Origin of the sequence: Bradyrhizobium sp., from assembly GCF_047605465.1 — a bacterium.
Classification (GTDB): domain Bacteria; phylum Pseudomonadota; class Alphaproteobacteria; order Rhizobiales; family Xanthobacteraceae; genus Bradyrhizobium.
Map to the genome: position 1 here is coordinate 87,625 of NZ_JASGFS010000001.1, position 15,812 is coordinate 103,436.

The 15,812-nt window shown below is 64.7% G+C and carries 14 protein-coding genes; 10 read left to right on the plus strand and 4 right to left on the minus strand.

Annotated elements, in window-relative coordinates; translation table 11 throughout:
* Positions 1-162: 162 nt before the first annotated feature.
* A complete protein-coding gene (locus QM712_RS00440) occupies positions 163-2,595 on the minus strand; it encodes a TonB-dependent receptor (RefSeq protein ID WP_415021043.1) in 2,433 nt (810 codons plus the stop codon).
* Positions 2,596-2,945: 350 nt separating this feature from the next.
* On the opposite strand from QM712_RS00440, the gene QM712_RS00445 reads away from it, so the two are divergent.
* Positions 2,946-5,138 (plus strand): PQQ-dependent dehydrogenase, methanol/ethanol family, encoded by a 2,193-nt coding sequence (locus QM712_RS00445; protein ID WP_415021044.1) that lies wholly within the window; start codon positions 2,946-2,948, stop codon positions 5,136-5,138.
* Between the two features lie 83 nt (positions 5,139-5,221).
* A complete protein-coding gene (locus QM712_RS00450) occupies positions 5,222-5,896 on the plus strand; it encodes a response regulator (RefSeq protein WP_415021045.1) in 675 nt (224 codons plus the stop codon).
* 45 nt (positions 5,897-5,941) lie between these two features.
* On the opposite strand, the gene QM712_RS00455 is transcribed toward QM712_RS00450, so the two are convergent.
* Positions 5,942-6,334 carry an EF-hand domain-containing protein gene (locus QM712_RS00455; RefSeq protein ID WP_415021046.1) on the minus strand — a complete coding sequence of 131 codons (393 nt, stop codon included), beginning with the start codon at positions 6,332-6,334 and terminating at the stop codon, positions 5,942-5,944.
* 31 nt (positions 6,335-6,365) lie between these two features.
* On the minus strand, positions 6,366-7,724 hold the full coding sequence (locus QM712_RS00460) for a histidine kinase (protein WP_415021047.1): 1,359 nt from the start codon (positions 7,722-7,724) through the stop codon (positions 6,366-6,368).
* Positions 7,725-7,926: 202 nt separating this feature from the next.
* On the opposite strand from QM712_RS00460, the gene QM712_RS00465 reads away from it, so the two are divergent.
* The 3 genes from QM712_RS00465 (at position 7,927) to QM712_RS00475 (ending at position 10,623) form a co-directional block, all read left to right on the plus strand.
* Positions 7,927-8,547 carry a response regulator gene (locus QM712_RS00465; RefSeq protein ID WP_415021048.1) on the plus strand — a complete coding sequence of 207 codons (621 nt, stop codon included), beginning with the start codon at positions 7,927-7,929 and terminating at the stop codon, positions 8,545-8,547.
* 79 nt (positions 8,548-8,626) lie between these two features.
* Positions 8,627-9,472 (plus strand): S-formylglutathione hydrolase, encoded by an 846-nt coding sequence (gene fghA, locus QM712_RS00470; RefSeq protein ID WP_415021049.1) that lies wholly within the window; start codon positions 8,627-8,629, stop codon positions 9,470-9,472.
* Positions 9,473-9,759: 287 nt separating this feature from the next.
* Positions 9,760-10,623 (plus strand): FecR domain-containing protein, encoded by an 864-nt coding sequence (locus QM712_RS00475; protein ID WP_415021050.1) that lies wholly within the window; start codon positions 9,760-9,762, stop codon positions 10,621-10,623.
* Positions 10,624-10,681: 58 nt separating this feature from the next.
* Here the strand turns inward: QM712_RS00475 and QM712_RS00480 are convergent, their stop codons facing one another.
* The gene (locus QM712_RS00480) at positions 10,682-11,182 is read right to left on the minus strand and encodes a DUF3280 domain-containing protein (RefSeq protein ID WP_415021051.1); all 501 of its coding nucleotides are present in this window, start codon (positions 11,180-11,182) and stop codon (positions 10,682-10,684) included.
* 127 nt (positions 11,183-11,309) lie between these two features.
* On the opposite strand from QM712_RS00480, the gene QM712_RS00485 reads away from it, so the two are divergent.
* Genes QM712_RS00485 through QM712_RS00505 form a run of 5 tightly spaced genes read left to right on the plus strand, consistent with a single transcriptional unit; the run spans position 11,310 to position 15,727 of the window.
* Positions 11,310-12,491 carry an ABC transporter substrate-binding protein gene (locus QM712_RS00485; RefSeq protein ID WP_415021052.1) on the plus strand — a complete coding sequence of 394 codons (1,182 nt, stop codon included), beginning with the start codon at positions 11,310-11,312 and terminating at the stop codon, positions 12,489-12,491.
* An 8-nt stretch (positions 12,492-12,499) separates the two neighbouring features.
* Entirely contained in the window at positions 12,500-13,468 is a 969-nt protein-coding gene (locus QM712_RS00490; protein ID WP_415021345.1) for a YVTN family beta-propeller repeat protein, read from the plus strand.
* A complete protein-coding gene (locus QM712_RS00495) occupies positions 13,465-14,271 on the plus strand; it encodes an ABC transporter ATP-binding protein (RefSeq protein WP_415021053.1) in 807 nt (268 codons plus the stop codon). Before QM712_RS00490 ends, QM712_RS00495 begins: the two co-directional genes overlap by 4 nt.
* On the plus strand, positions 14,268-15,116 hold the full coding sequence (locus QM712_RS00500) for an ABC transporter permease (RefSeq protein WP_415021054.1): 849 nt from the start codon (positions 14,268-14,270) through the stop codon (positions 15,114-15,116). The genes QM712_RS00495 and QM712_RS00500 overlap by 4 nt, the downstream gene beginning before the upstream one ends.
* Entirely contained in the window at positions 15,113-15,727 is a 615-nt protein-coding gene (locus QM712_RS00505) for a hypothetical protein (RefSeq protein WP_415021055.1), read from the plus strand. Before QM712_RS00500 ends, QM712_RS00505 begins: the two co-directional genes overlap by 4 nt.
* The last annotated feature ends 85 nt before the right edge of the window (positions 15,728-15,812 follow it).

Consider the following 15,812-nt stretch of genomic DNA (forward strand, 5'->3'; position numbering starts at 1 on the left):
TATGAACTGTGGCGGCGCACAATGGCGGGTCACGGACGATTTGAGAAGCGGTGACGCCGGGGATTGCAGATGCAAAAACAAAGCGTGGCCGGCGCCATCCCGGCACCGGCGAGGACGGGTCCGCGTGTGAGGCCGGGGATCGCCGGCCTCACACGGCCAAACTCAGAATGTCACCCGTGCGCCCGCATAGAACGCGCGCGGCCTTGCCGGGCTGAGCGAGCGCGGGTCGGTAAAGCTGGCGCCGCCATTGGCGAAGTTCGGCAGCGCGGTGGTGTCGAAGAACGTGCCGTAGGTCGCGTAGCGGTTGTCCAGGACGTTATCGACCTTGCCATAGAGCTGGAGGTTCTTGGTGACCTGATAGGAGGTGTGGAGGTTGAACACGGCATAGGATGGCAGCTTCGGCGCCTGATTGGACTCGTCGCCGACATAATACTGGCTCGAGACCCACAGCGCGTCGCCCCCGACCTTCCAGGCGTCGGTCACGGCATATTCGATGCCCGCCTTGACGCGATGGCGCGGGACATTCGGAATCTGGTTGCCCGGCGAGATCTGGATGTTGCCGTCGCTATCGGCGAACGGGCTGTTCGAGCCGACCTGCAGCGCATCGAGGAAGCGCGCATCCACGAAGACGTAGCTCGCATGGAACTGAACCGCATTCGACTTCAGACTGACCTCGGCTTCGATGCCTTGCCGGCGCGTCGAACCGACGTTCTGGAAATAGCCGAAGCCCTGAAGACCGGGAATCGGGATCGCCAGGATATCGTCATAGTTGGTGGCACGGAAGCCGCCGAGCTTCCAGCCGAGCGAACCGATGTTCAATTCCTTGGTCCCGCGCAACCCGGCCTCGAAGGTCTTCGAGACGACCTGCTTCAGCGCCGGGTCCGAGACGAGAAACGCCGCGATGAGACATGGATTGTTCGGATCGGCGCAGCCGAGTTCGAGCGGCGTCGGTACGCGGTTGGCTTCGGAGTAGCCGGCATAGGCGGTCAGTTCGGGCGTGATCTTGTAGGTGCCCCCGACCACGGGATTGAAACGATCATAGGTGTGATCGCCGTTCAGCGCGGTCCCGAGCTGATCCTCCAACGTGACACGCGCGGCGTTGTACCGGCCGCCCGCCGTGATGGCGAGCGCGTCCGTCACGTTGAACGTATCGAGCGCATAGAGGCCCTGATACTGGTTGACGGTGCGCAGCGATACCGGGCCGATCGAGGTCGGATCGCCGGACTGCCCGAGAAAGATGCCGCTGCCTGAGACAACGTAGTTCTCGCCCATCGTGCCGAGTTCGGAGCTCGCGTCGAAATGCGTCACGCTGAGGTCGTAGCTGGCGCCGAGCACGAGACGGTTCTCATGACCGAACAACTGGTCGCTGTTGGTGGCCTGGCCGGAGATGCCGAACGTCGTCGACCGCGTCGTGGTGCGATCGATCTCGCCGAGCACCGCTCCCGACGGGAAGGGATTGGCAAGCTGAGCGCCGTTCAGGCCGTAAGCCGGCGTCGTATCGTCGCCGAAGCACAGGAATCCGGCCGGCGCGCTGCACGGCTGCGCATCGGTCGGGTTGCCGTCCTGGGTCTTCTGGTTGAAGCCGCGCACATGGGCCGTGCCCTCGAAGGTCCAGGTCGGGGTGGCCTCGACCTTTCCGGTCAGGTTGATGTAGCCGATCTTGTTCGCGTTGGTCTGTGGCGTGGTGTAGGACGCGCCCCAATATTGTTGAAGCAGCTCGACCGGAACGGTGCTCGGCCCGGCAAGGTAATTGTCGGCCACGCCCATGTTGACGTGGAATTCGCTGCCCTCGAAGCGATAGCCGACATCGCCGTAGAAGCGGCGGATGTCGGAAGACGAGAAATTGCGGAAGCCGTCGTCATGCGCGCCTTCGAGTGCGCCATAGACCGCCCAGTTGTTGTCGATGCGCTTGCCCCATTGCGCCGATCCCTGGATGCGGCCGAACGAGCCGCCCATGATGTCGATCTCGGCGCCCTGATAGGTGAAGCCGTCCTTCATCTGCAGATTGACCGCGCCGCCGAGCGCGTTGAGGCCGAAGGCCGGGTTGTTGGTGACGATGGTGGCCGAGCGGATCGCCGCGGTTGGGATCGCGTCCCAGTTCACGGCATCGGAGAAGGCTTCGTTGATCCGCACGCCGTTCTGGTAGACGGCGAGCCCCTGCGGCGTACCGACCAGGGGCGAAGCGACATAGCCGCGAAACTCGATGTTGGGCTGGAACGGATTGCCGGTGACCTCGCTGAGATTGACGCCGGGCACGTATTGCTGGAGCGCATCGCCGATGTTCAACGATCCCGTGCGCTTGATCTGGGTCGGATCGACCGCGTTGACGCTGGCCGGGATCTTGTCGACATCGATGCTGCCCGAGGCGCCGGGCGACGTCGGATAGACGTAGAGCCTGGTCTGAGGTTTGGCGGGAGCCGCGGTTCGTGCGGGCGCAGCCCGTGTCGGCGCGCGGCGCGCGGCCGGCTGAGGTGCCACCACTTCGACCGGCGGCAGATTTTGAACATTTGTCTCCTCGTCCTGTGCGGCTACCGCTTCAGTCGAGGCAAACATTCCCGCGGAAATTGAAAAGATGATGAGGCCACGAACACTCATGCCTGCCGTCTCCACCCGCTTTCCCGGCTAACTTCTGTCCCCGCCGGTTTGAGCGAACGATACAGGCCATCGGCCAAAACGGACCAGCCGTAAAAGGTCGGCCCCATCCAGGGCGTTAATTCCCGACCATATCGGGAATTATTCCCGATTTTCAGCCGAGGCGGCGGTTCGGCGGGACCTGCCCGGGAACTATTCCCGGCTCTCGCGAGACTTTATGCCCAACCGGACGAACGACCTCTGTGCAATCCTTGGTGCCGACTTCGCGAATATCGCAAGTCATTCATCCGTAAGACTCACCCCGCCTCCTCGGCGGGGTGCTTTTACGGCAAGCAAGAACAGGGGAGGACATGATGGCTCATTCACGGTGGGCTCGTTTTTCCAATCGGTCCGCGCTGAAACCGCGACAAACGCCGGGAGCCCGGAGCAGCCTCGCCATCGGCCTTGGTATCGGTCTCGGTATCAGCCTTGGCATCGGCTCATCGCTGACGGCGGCCTCGGCGCAGGATGCATCGAAAAGCCCGACGCCGGAGCGCATCAAGGCGGCCATCTCCCAGGTCGACAGCAGCTACATCAAAGCCAACACGGCAACCTCCAACAACTGGCCGACGATCGGCCTAGACTACGCGGAAACGCGCTTCTCGAAGCTCAACCAGATCACCAGCGACAACGTGAAGGGACTGGGTCTGGTCTGGACCTACAACCTCGAATCCTCTCGCGGCGTCGAGGCCACGCCCGTCGTCGTCGACGGCATCATGTACCAGAGCGCATCGTGGAGCGTCGTGCATGCGATCGATGCGCGCACCGGCAAGCGCATCTGGACCTTCGACCCCGAGGTCAATCGCGAGCTCGGCTACAAGGGTTGTTGCGACACTGTCAATCGCGGCGTCGCGCTCTACAAGGGCAAGGTCTTCGTTGCGAGCTATGACGGCCGCCTGTTCGCGCTCGACGCGGCGACCGGCAAGAAGGTCTGGGAAAAGGACACCCTGATCGACCACGAGCACTCCTACACGATCACCGGCGCGCCGCGTGTCTTCAACGGCAAGGTGGTGATCGGACAGGGCGGCGCCGAGTACGGCGCGCGCGGCTACATCACGGCCTATGATTCCGAGAGCGGCAACCAGCTCTGGCGCTGGTTCACCGTGCCCGGCGATCCGTCGAAACCGTTCGAGGACGAGTCGATGGAGAAGGCGGCCAAGACCTGGGATCCCGCCGGCAAGTACTGGCTCAATGGCGGCGGCGGTACGCCGTGGGACACCATCACCTTCGATCCGGATCTCAACCTGGTCTATGTCGGCACGGGTAACGGTGCGCCCTGGAACAGAAAGGTGCGCAGCCCCTCCGGCGGCGACAACCTCTACCTCGCCTCGATCGTGGCGCTGAACGCCGACACCGGAAAATATGCCTGGCACTATCAGGAAACGCCCGGCGACAACTGGGACTACACCTCCACCCAGCCGATGATCCTGGCCGACATCACGATCGACGGCGCGCCGCGCAAGGTCATCCTGCACGCGCCGAAGAACGGCTTCTTCTTCGTGATCGACCGGACCAACGGCAAGTTCATCTCGGCGAAGAACTTCGTCGATGTGAACTGGGCGACCGGATATGACGCCAACGGCAGGCCGATGGAGATCCCGGCCGCGCGCGGCGACGAGCCCTATGACTCGATCCCCGGTCCCTATGGTGCTCACAACTGGCATCCGATGTCGTTCAACCCGCAAACCGGGCTTGCCTATCTGCCGGCGCAGAACGTGCCGTTGAACCTGATGCCGGAAAAGACCTTCCAGCAGAACGCCGCGACGCCGGGCAAGTTCGGCGGCACGACCGGCTGGAACGTCGGATTCGTGCTCAACGGGACACCGCCGAAGAGCCTCCCGTTCGGGCGGCTGCTGGCCTGGGATCCGGTCGCGCAGAAGGAGGTCTGGCGCGTCGAATATGCCTCGCCTTGGAACGGCGGCACGCTGACCACCGCGGGCAACCTCGTGTTCCAGGGTACAGCCGACGGACGCTTCGTTGCCTATGACGCCAAGACGGGCAAGACGTTGTGGGAGACGCCGACCGGGACAGGCGTGGTCGCGGCAGCATCGACCTACATGATCGATGACGTCCAATACGTCTCGATCGCCGTGGGCTGGGGCGGCGTCTACGGCATCGCGCAGCGCGCAACCGAGCGGCAGAACCCCGGAACGGTCTACACCTTCGCACTCAACGGCAAGGCTGCCTTGCCGGAGTTCGTCAAGTACCAGACCGAGGGCCTGCTCAAGGGCGTGAAATACGATCCCGCTGATGTGCCGGAGGGCACGGCGCTCTATGTCGCGGCCTGCGCCACCTGCCATGGTGTGCCCGGCGTCGACAAGGGCGGCAACGTCCGCAATCTCGGTTACGTGCCGACGGAAGAGATCGCGAACCTGAAGGACATCGTGTTCAAGGGTCCGTTCCGCGACAGGGGCATGCCGGATTTCACCGGCAAGCTGACCGAGCAGGACGTCGTGAAGATCCAGGCCTTCATCCAGGGCACCGCCGACGCGATCCGGCCGAAATGACAAGACAAGCGCGGCTGCGGCACCGGTCGTGCCGCAGCCGACGCGTTCAACCACGGCCCAACGCATGATTTCACATCATTGAAATGCAGGTTATCCAGAGGACCCCATTGAGTTCGATACTCGTCGTTGACGACCACCCCATCATCGCGGAAGCCTGCCGTGTCGTGCTTGGAGATGTCGAGGACATCGTGGCGGCGCGCGACGTGAGGCGCGGATATGAAGCGTTCCAGGAGCACCAGCCGGGCGTGGTCATTCTCGATCTGACGTTCCCCGGAGAAGCGCTCGGCGGCGTCGACCTGCTGCACCGGATTTCCTCGGACGCGCCGCTGGCGCGCATTCTGGTCTTCAGCATGCACGCCGATGCCAACATCGTCGTTTCGGCGATCAAGGCCGGGGCCATCGGCTATCTGCTGAAGGACTCGTCGCCGGACGAACTTCCGAAAGCGGTGCGCCAGGTTCGGTCGGGACATCGTTATGTCGATGACCGCATCGACCTGCGCGGCGTGCACCTTCCCGACATGACGGAAGCCCGCCCCGCCGCGGTCCTGACGCCCCGCGAAAAGCAGGCGCTCGGCCTGCTCGGGGAAGGTCACTCGGAACCTGCGATTGCCGAAGGGCTGGGAATCACACCGCGGGCCGTCGCCCGGCTGATCAAGCGCGCGAGACTCAAGCTCGGCATCCGCCGCACCAGCGACCTGCTGCGTCGTGCACGCGAATTGGCGGACGAGGACGAAAGCCACAATCGGCGCACCAATTGATGCGTCGCTGAGCCCATCGCCCGAAATCGCTCCCGGCCTTCCGACCTATTGCAGCAGTTGAAGCAGTGCGCGGCCGGCGGGCGATCTCAACTCGTTGGCGTCAAGGGTCCCGTCATGGTCCTGATCGGCCGCCTTGAACCGCTGCTCGACCACCGCGAGATACTCGTTCACCGTCAACGTCCCATCATGATCGGGATCGGCCGCAGCGATCTCCCGCGCATTCAGCCTGCCGCGCAACTCGCGCAAATCCAGCGTGCCGTCATGATCCGGATCGAGCCTTGCGAAGAAGGTGGTGGCGGCCTTCCTCACCTCGATATGATCGAGGGTGCCATCATTGTCCGTATCGAATGTCCTGACCGAGCTCTCGCGCGGGGCCGCCGAGGCAGGTCCCGACAACAACGATGCGGCCAGAGTCAGAACGAGCCATCGGCCGAACATTCGAATCCTCCCGGCATGAGGCGAGCCGCGATCAAGACACGGCCGTTGGAATCAGGGCCTCGACGGTCACGCCGCCTTTGTCCGAGGCAACGTTGAGCGTGCCGCCCAGCGCCAGGATCCGCTCCCGCATGCCGACGAGACCGAAGCCGAGCTTCTGGCCCGCCTCCATGCCGCGGCCATTGTCGCTGACCCGCACACGGGCACAGGCACGGCCGTCGCGTCCGGACTGCTCGACCGGTTCGATGACGACATTGACCGAAGTCGCCCCGGCATGACGGAATACGTTGGTGAGCGCCTCTTGCACGATACGGTAGATGGTGAGATCGGCGGTCTCGCCGGTCGGCCCGAGCGCGGGCGAGATCGTGGTCTTGATCGCGACGTCGGGATGCGATTCCCGCCACAACCGCGACAGCGATTCGAGCGCCTGGCGCAGGCCGAGCTCGGCGAGGCCCACCGGCCGGAGCCGCTCCAGCACGCGGCGATTGAACTGCTGAAGCGCATTGATCTGCTCGAGCATCGCGCTGCCATGCTTGCGCACGGAGTCCGCGCCCGGCGATTGCGCGTCCACGACCTTCGTCAGCGCGCTCGCATGCGCGCGCAGCGAAAACAGATACGGCCCGAACTCGTCATGCAGCTCGCGCGCGATCTCCTTGCGCTCGACGTCCTGGAGCGACACCGCGCGCTCGGCGAGACGCCGCTTGTCCTCGACCGCCTCGCCCAGCGTCGAGGCCAGATGATTGAGCTTGGTGCAGATGGCCGCGAGCTCGGGCGCGCCGCCGGGCGTCACGCGTGCATCGTAACGGCCGCCTTCGAGCTCGGCCATCACTTGCGCCAGGGACTGCAGCGGCCGGAGCGCACGGCCGACCACGCTCATCGTGACGAGGAACAGCGCCAGCGCGATGGCGGAGCCGACCTCGAGCTGGGTCACGATGGCATCCCATATCTCGGCGATCTCGTCGTTGGGATGCGCGGTGATCACGAGCGAGCCGGGCTTGCCGTGGACCGAAACGGGCACGCTCACCGACGTCTGCTCGGGATGAACCAGACTGACGAACCAGGCCGGCGGTCCCGGCGCCTCCTCGTCGAGATCAGTCCGCGGCGGCGTCAGCGGGTTCCCGGCGGCGTCAGCCAGCGCGATGCTGACATGGCGCAGGCGGCTGAGATCGCGCGCGATCTGGTTCAGCCTTGCGTCCGGATCCGGCGCCTCGTTCAGATCCGCCACGATCATCTCGATGAACTCGCGCGCGAGCCGGATCACGCTCTGGTCCTCGGCCTGGACACGCGGCCCCGCCTCCGCGACCTGACGGCCGATATTGACGGCAAGACCCAGCGCAAGCAGCAGCGCCAGCAGCAGATTGATGCGTCCACGCAGGGATAGGTTTTGCCACATTGCTCTAGCCCGATGCCCGCCAAGGTTTGCCCGTGACCGTCCGACAACGTTGACAGACCCGAAGCGCCCGATATCTAATCGGAAGCGTACAGCAATCCCGGCCGGGTTGCATGACCCGACGTGGGACGCGCCGCTCGCGCGTGTTTCCCCTGTTCGGCATCATGCGCCGCAAAACAGACTGGTGATGCTGCGGGGAACGCCTATGCGCATTCTGATCGTCGACGATCATCCTATCGTCGCCTCCGGCTGCCGCGCCGTGCTGGCCGATGAGGGCGATATCGACATCCTGGAAGCCGCCGACGCCGAAAGCGGCGAGTGCGTCTTCATCGTGGAACGCCCCGACCTCTGCGTGATCGACATCAACCTGCCCACCGTCTCCGGCTTCGAACTCGCCCGCCGCATCCTCGATCGCGCGCCCGAGGCGCGCATCATCATGTTCAGCATGAACGACGACCCCGCCTTCGCGGCGCGCGCGATCGAATGCGGCGCCAGGGGCTACGTCTCCAAGACCGGCGATCCCGACGATCTCGTCCAGGCGATCCGCGCGGTCGGCAAGGGCGAAACCTACCTGCCGAGCGCGATCGCACGCAGCATCGCCTTTGCGGGTCCCTCGCTGGCGCAAAACCCGCTGGCGAAGCTGAACGCCCGCGAGATGGAGATCCTGAGACTGCTCAGCGCCGGCAAGAGCCTGTCGGAGATCGCCTGGCTGGTGCAATCGTCGTACAAAACGGTCGCCAACACCTCCTCGATCATGCGACAGAAGCTCGGCGTGAAGACCTCGGTCGAGCTGGTGCGGCTCGCGATCGACAGCGGCGTGGCCTGACCGCGCGCAACGGCCGCCACGACTTCGGTCACACAAGCGTTGCAATCCTGATGTGGTTGAATGCCACGGAGCAATTGGCATGACGATTCAGACTGTCTCGACGAACGAATCCCATGGCGGCGTGCAGGGCGTGTATCGCCACGCCAGCCGGGCGACCGGAACCGACATGGTGTTCTCGGTCTACGTTCCGCCGCATGCGGATGGCGCCACGCTGCCGGTGGTGTGGTATCTCTCCGGCCTCACCTGCACGCATGCCAACGTCACCGAGAAGGGTGAATTCCGCCGCGCCTGCGCCGAGCGCGGCCTCATTTTCGTCGCGCCCGACACCAGTCCGCGCGGTGCCGACGTGCCGGGCGATCCCAACAATGCCTATGATTTCGGTCTCGGTGCTGGCTTCTATGTCGACGCGACACAGGCGCCGTTCGCGCGCAACTACCGCATGTGGAGCTATGTCACCGACGAGTTGCCCAAACTAGTGGCAGAGAATTTTCCGGTCGATGCCAGGCGCCAATCGGTGATGGGCCATTCGATGGGCGGCCACGGCGCATTGACGGTGGCGCTGCGCAATCCGCATCGCTATCGCGCCGCGAGCGCCTTCGCGCCGATCGTCGCTCCCTCGCAGGTGCCCTGGGGCATCAAGGCGCTGACCGGCTATCTCGGGCCCGACAGGGAAGCCTGGCGCAGCCACGACACGGTGGCGCTGATCGAGGACGGCGCGAAATTCGCCGGTTTCCTGGTCGATTATGGCGATGCCGACAATTTCCTGAAGGAACAGCTCAAGCCGGATCTGCTGCAGGCCGCCTGCGCCAAGGCGAACATCCCGCTGACGCTGCGGCGGCAGCCGGGATACGATCACAGCTACTATTTCATCTCGACCTTCATGACCGACCACCTGCACTGGCATGCGGAACGGCTGACGGCGTAAGCCGCCGTTTGCCGTCCTCTTTCCGGCGGAAGAGCCGCGCGCGCGGGCTTTCCGGCTGACGGTGGCGCAGCGCGGTCTGCCGCTGCGGCCGGCCTCGCGCCTTGTCTCAATTCGGGCACCGCACCTCGTGGCCGGCCTGCCGTCGGGAAATCAGGACAGCAATGCTGTCCTCTCTCGCCACTGAAATCGTTCAGCATTCGCCGGCCGACTAGTCGGAATGTGCTAGGCCCGCTGCCGCATTTGCGCTCCAAAATCGTGATAGTTTTACGACTTTCGGAGTAATCGTCGTGCGTAAGCCTGCCGTTTTCATCTCCGGATCGTCGATCGCCTTGGCGATCCTGCCCCTGTTGCCGTCTCCGGCGCTGGCCGCGGCGGAACGGATCGGGCTTGCCGTCATCGTCCGGAACGACGTCTCCCAGATCGAACCCGCGACGTCCAAGATCCTGAAGGGCGACGACGTCATCCGCGACGAGGTCGTGCAGACATCCGCCGACAGCAATGCCAAATTCGTGCTCAAGGACAGCACGAACCTGATGCTGGGCCCCAATTCCAAGATGAAGCTCGACCGTGCGGTGTTCTCCGATCAGCAGGGCGTCGGCGATATCGCGATCAAGCTCACGCTTGGCTCGTTCCGCTTCATCACGGGAATGTCGGCCAAGGAATCCTACGCCATCACGACGCCACTCGCGACCCTCGGTGTCCGGGGCACGATCCTCGACTTCCACCTCGAACTGCTCAAGAACACGGTCGTCCTGAAGGAGGGCGCCTCGCGCGTCTGTGCCGGCGGCAATTGCGTCGAGCTGGCGAAGGTCGGCGATGCGGCCGTCATCACGGCGAACGGGAGCCGCATCAACATCGAGCTTCAGCCGTCGTCGACATGGTCGTTCGACTCCGCATGCAACGGCATGTGCAGTCCGATGAGCTTTGCCCAGGCGGAAGATTCCCTGACCACTGGCAGCATTGGAGGAGCCGGCGGCGGAGGAGGTGGTGGCGGCGGCCCCACTTCACCGTCCAGCGGTCCTCTCGGCAGCAACTCCGGAATAACCCCGGCCCTCACGACGTCTTCCCCCGGCACGGGAGGAACGGCGCAGACCCCGCTTCTTCTCGGCTCCTCGGGCAGCGCCACCGCGTTCAGCGTCTCGCCGCACTAGAACGCCTTCCATCCCGACGAAATCGGAGCAGCAACGTCACGGCGCGGAGCCGTGGCGATCACGGCTTGCCGTAATTGGGAGCCAGCAAGCGGTTGCGGATCAGATAGCTCATCGTGCGCGACCAGGATTCGTCGGTGTTGCCGCGCATGTCCGCGCTGGCGACCGTGATCATCTTGCCGGTGTGCACGTCGCGCAGGTAGATGTTGAGATTGATGATCAGGTTCGAGACCTTCTGCACCAGCCCCGTGATCTCGAGATCCGCGCCCAGCTGCCCCGCCAATTCGAGATCGCAGCCGCCGCAGGCCTGCAGATTGCTGTGATGAGCGGCATCGCGGACCGGCGCGATGTCGAGCACCTGGAACCGGCCCGACTGCGTCAGTTCCGTTCGCAGCTGCTCGGTGATGCGATCGAGCCGCGCCAGCTCCGGCTTCGAGCCGTAGAATTCGCCGGGCAGGCTGGTGTCCATCAATTCGAAATCGAATACCGCGAGCCTGGGCGGATCGGCGAACGCAATCGTCGCCGTCAACAGCAAAACGACGATCGAGAGCGGCGCTCGCATGATCGTGATTCCAGCTCTTCACGTTGCAACCGCGAAATGCGGGGTTGCAAGCCCGGCCAAATCGGTCATGCTCAACAGAGACAATTCTCCACCGGCGGTCAAGCCGGGGAGGTTCTACGGAGGAAACATGATCCGGTGGTTGCTCGGCCTGATCGGCCTGAGCCTTGCGGCGACGCAAGCGCTCGCGGCCGACCCCGTCGAGATCGGCATCGGCTATCTCCGCCTCGCCGCCATCAGATCGACCCTGTCGCTGGTCGAGCAGCCCGCGGAGAACGACGGCACCGCCGGCGCGAAGCTCGCGATCGAGGACAACAACACCACCGGAAAATTCCTCAACCAGCACTTCACGCTGGAGGAGCGCCGCCTCAAGAACGGCGAGGATGCGGTCGAGGCCGCGACCGCGCTCGCCGCACACAACGGCTTCATCATCGCCGACCTGCCGGCCGATGCGCTCCTGAAGGTCGCCGACGCCCTGCGCGATCGCGGCACGCTGCTGTTCAATGCGGGCGCGATCGACGAGCGGCTGCGCGAGGCCGACTGCCGCGCCAACGTCATCCACACCGCGCCGACACGGTCGATGCTGGCCGATGCGATCGGGCAGTATCTGGTGTGGAAACAGTGGAAGCGATGGCTGCTGGTGGTCGGCTCGCACGACGAGGACAAGCTCTATGCCGACGCGCTGCGTCGTGCCGCGACGCGCTTCGGCGCCAAGATTGTGCAGGAACGCACCTTCGAGGACACCGGCGGCGCGCGCCGCACCGACAGCGGCATCACGCTGATCCAGCGCCAGATGCCGGTGTTCACGCAACAAGCTCCCGCCTACGACGTGCTGGTGGCCGCCGACGAGAGCGAGGTGTTCGCCGCCTACCTGCCCTATCGCACCTGGGATCCGCGCCCCGTCGCCGGCTCGGCCGGCCTCGTCCCGCGAAGCTGGGACGGGGCGCAGGACCAGTGGGGCGCGACCCAGATGCAGAGCCGCTTCATGAGACTGAACGCGCGCCGGATGACGCCGCTCGACATGCAGGCCTGGACCGCGGTGCGCATGATCGGCGAAGCCACCTCGCGCACCAATTCCGGCGACGTGAAGAAGGTCGTCGATTTCATCAAGGGACCGGATTTCTCGGTCGCCGCCTTCAAGGGCACGCGCCTCACCGTGCGCGACTGGAACCTGCAGCTTCGCCAGCCGGTCCTGCTGGCCGATGGCCGCATGGTGGTTTCGGTGTCGCCGCAGGAAGGCTTCCTGCACCAGGTCTCGGAGCTCGACACGCTCGGCTATGACCGCCCGGAGAGCAAATGCAAGCTGAAGTGAGGACGATGATGTCGCGCATCTGGCGTGTGGGGCTGCTGTCCGGGTTGGCGCTCGCGGCCACGCCGGCGCACGCCTACATCGCCTATGTCTCGAACGAGAAGAGTAACACCGTCTCGGTGATCGACACCGATAGCTGGACGGTGACCGGCACCGTCAAGGTCGGCCAGCGCCCGCGCGGCATCGAGTTCACGCGCGACGGCAAGTTCGTCATGGTCGCGGTCGGCGACGACGACACCATCCAAATGATCGACGCCAAGACGCAGACCATCGTGGATACCCTGCCGTCCGGTCCCGACCCGGAGCTGTTCACCCAGGATGCGGCCGGCAAGACGCTCTATGTCGCCAACGAGAACGACAACACGGTGACCGTGATCGATCTGGAGAAGCGCACCCGGCTCGGCGACATCCAGGTCGGCGTCGAGCCGGAAGGCATGACCATCAGCCCCGACGGCAAGACGCTGATCAACACGTCGGAAACGACCAACATGGCGCATTTCATCGACACGGCCTCGCGCCAGATCGTCGCCAACGTGCTGGTCGACGCGCGGCCGCGCTTTGCCGAATTCAAGCACGACAGCTCGGAACTATGGGTATCCTCCGAAATCGGCGGCACGGTCTCGATCATCGATCCCGGGAAGCATGAGGTCATCGGCAAGGTCAATTTCGAGATTCCCGGCCTGCGCCGCGAGGCGATCCAGCCGGTCGGCATCGGCATGACCAAGGACGACAAGATCGCCTTCGTCGCGCTCGGCCCCGCCAACCGTGTCGCTGTGGTCGATGCCGCTACGCGCAAGGTGGCGAAATATCTGCTGGTCGGCCAGCGCGTCTGGCACATGGCATTCACGCCCGACGAAAAATACCTGCTCACCACCAACGGCGTCTCCAACGACGTCTCGGTGATCGACGTCGCCGCGCAGAAGGTGATCAAGACCATCCAGGTAGGCGAACTGCCCTGGGGCATCACGATCGCGCCATGACCAGCCCAGCCTCCATCGCAGAACAGCGCGAGACAACGAGGCCCGATCCCGCCGCCGTGCCGGCGCTGTCGATCGACGGCATCAGCCATGCCTACGGCCAACGCCGCGCGTTGATCGACGTCTCCTTCAACGTTCCGCCTGCGAGCTTCACCGCCCTGCTCGGCCTCAACGGCGCCGGCAAGAGCACGCTGTTCTCGCTGATCACGCGCCTGTTCGGCATCCAGTCCGGGCGCGTCGGCATTTTCGGCCACGACATCAGCCGCAATCCGGGCGAGGCATTGCGATTGCTGGGCGTCGTCTTCCAGCCGCGCACGCTCGATCTCGACCTGTCGCTGACGCAGAACCTGCTCTACCACGCCGCGCTACACGGCATCGGCCGGCGCGATGCCGCCGCGCGCAGCGCGGAGCTGCTCGCCCGCATCGGTCTCGCCGACCGCGCCGGCAACAAGGTGCGCGATCTCTCCGGCGGGCAGATGCGGCGGCTCGAGATCGCGCGCGCGCTGCTGCACCGGCCGCGCCTGTTGCTGCTGGACGAACCGACCGTCGGCCTCGACGTCAAGGCACGCGCGGACATCATCAGCCATGTCCGCCAACTCGTGACGGACCAGGGCATCGGCGTGCTGTGGGCCACGCACCTGTTCGACGAGGTGACGGCGGGCGACGATCTCGTGGTGTTGCACCAGGGCAAGGTGCTGGCGCAGGGACCCGTCAGCCGCGTGATCGCGGAGGCCGGGGCGCAGGACGTCAACACCGCCTTCATGCGCTTGACCGGTGCGCAGACCATGCCGGGAGGCGGCGCATGAGCAGCATCACGGTCAAGGATATCCCGCGCGGCTTCTCGCTCGCCGAATACACGACCTGCCTCACCGGCATCGTCTGGCGCGAAGGCCTGCGCTTCCTGCATCAGCGCGAACGCTTTGTCTCCGCGCTGGTGCGTCCGCTGGTGTGGCTGTTCATCTTCGCGGCCGGCTTCCGTCAGGTGCTCGGCATCTCGATCATCCCGCCTTACGAGACCTACATTCTCTACGAGGTCTTCATCGCGCCCGGACTGATGGCGATGATCCAGCTCTTCAACGGCATGCAGTCCTCGCTCTCGATGGTGTATGACCGCGAGATGGGCAACATGCGCACGCTGCTCGTCAGCCCGCTGCCGCGCTGGTTCCTGCTGTTCTGCAAGCTGCTCGCAGGGACCGCCGTGTCACTGCTGCAAGTCTATACGTTCCTCGTGATCGCCTGGTTCTGGGATATCACCCCTCCTCCGATCGGCTACCTCACCGTGCTGCCGGCGCTGATCCTGTCCGGGTTGATGCTGGGCTCGCTCGGCATGCTGATCTCTTCCGGCATCAAGCAGCTCGAGAATTTCGCCGGCGTGATGAACTTCGTGATCTTCCCGATGTTCTTCGCCTCTTCCGCGCTTTACCCGCTCTGGCGGGTCCAGGAGGGCAGCCCCTATCTCTACTATGTGTGCCAGGCCAACCCGTTCACCCACGCGGTGGAACTGATCCGTTTCGCACTCTACGGACAGATCAACTGGGCCTCGCTGGCGGTGGTCGCGGGCTGCACAATCGTGTTCATGATCGGCGCGATCTATGCCTATGATCCATCGCGCGGGCTGGCACGCCGCGGGCCCGCGGGAGGCGAAGGATGAGATCGGGACTCTCGACCGTGGCTGCTCTGGTGCTTGCGCTGTCGGGCGCAGCCGCGCACGCGGCCGATCCGCGCTATCCCGACTGGCCCTGCGCACAAGCAAAGGTGCCGGATATCTCGCTCGCGGCGGTCTGGGCTGGCCCCGCGCTCGACGATGCCGAGACCAGATGGAAAGACGATACCAAAGTCAGCGCTCTGGTCTCGAAACTGTCGGCGCGCAAGATCCCTCTGGACGAAGCCGAGAAATCGGTGAAGGAGTTTCTGGCCGGCTCCGCATCCGACAAGACCGCGAACGCGAAGCTGTTGTTCGCAGGCCTGTTCGACACGCTCAACGGGCAGCGTTCCCAGGTCATGAACGGGCTCGAACGCGTCAGCCGCAAGCAGCGCGACGCCGCCGACAGGATCCGCGAGGAGACGATCCAGCTCCAGGCACTGCAGGACGCAACGCCGCGCGACGATGCGAAAGTCGAAGCGCTCAGCAACCAGTTGGTCTGGGAGACCCGGATCTTCGAGGACCGCCGCAAGGTGGTGCGCTTCGTCTGCGAGGTCCCGACCTCGATCGACCAGCGCCTGTTCGCGCTCGGCCGCGTCATCCAGCAGGAACTCGAATAGAGCGTCAGTGTCGCTGACCGCCTTGGGAAAGGTTCCCGATTTTCCGGCCCAAACGTTAACCTTTGACGCGATATCTGCCGGAACC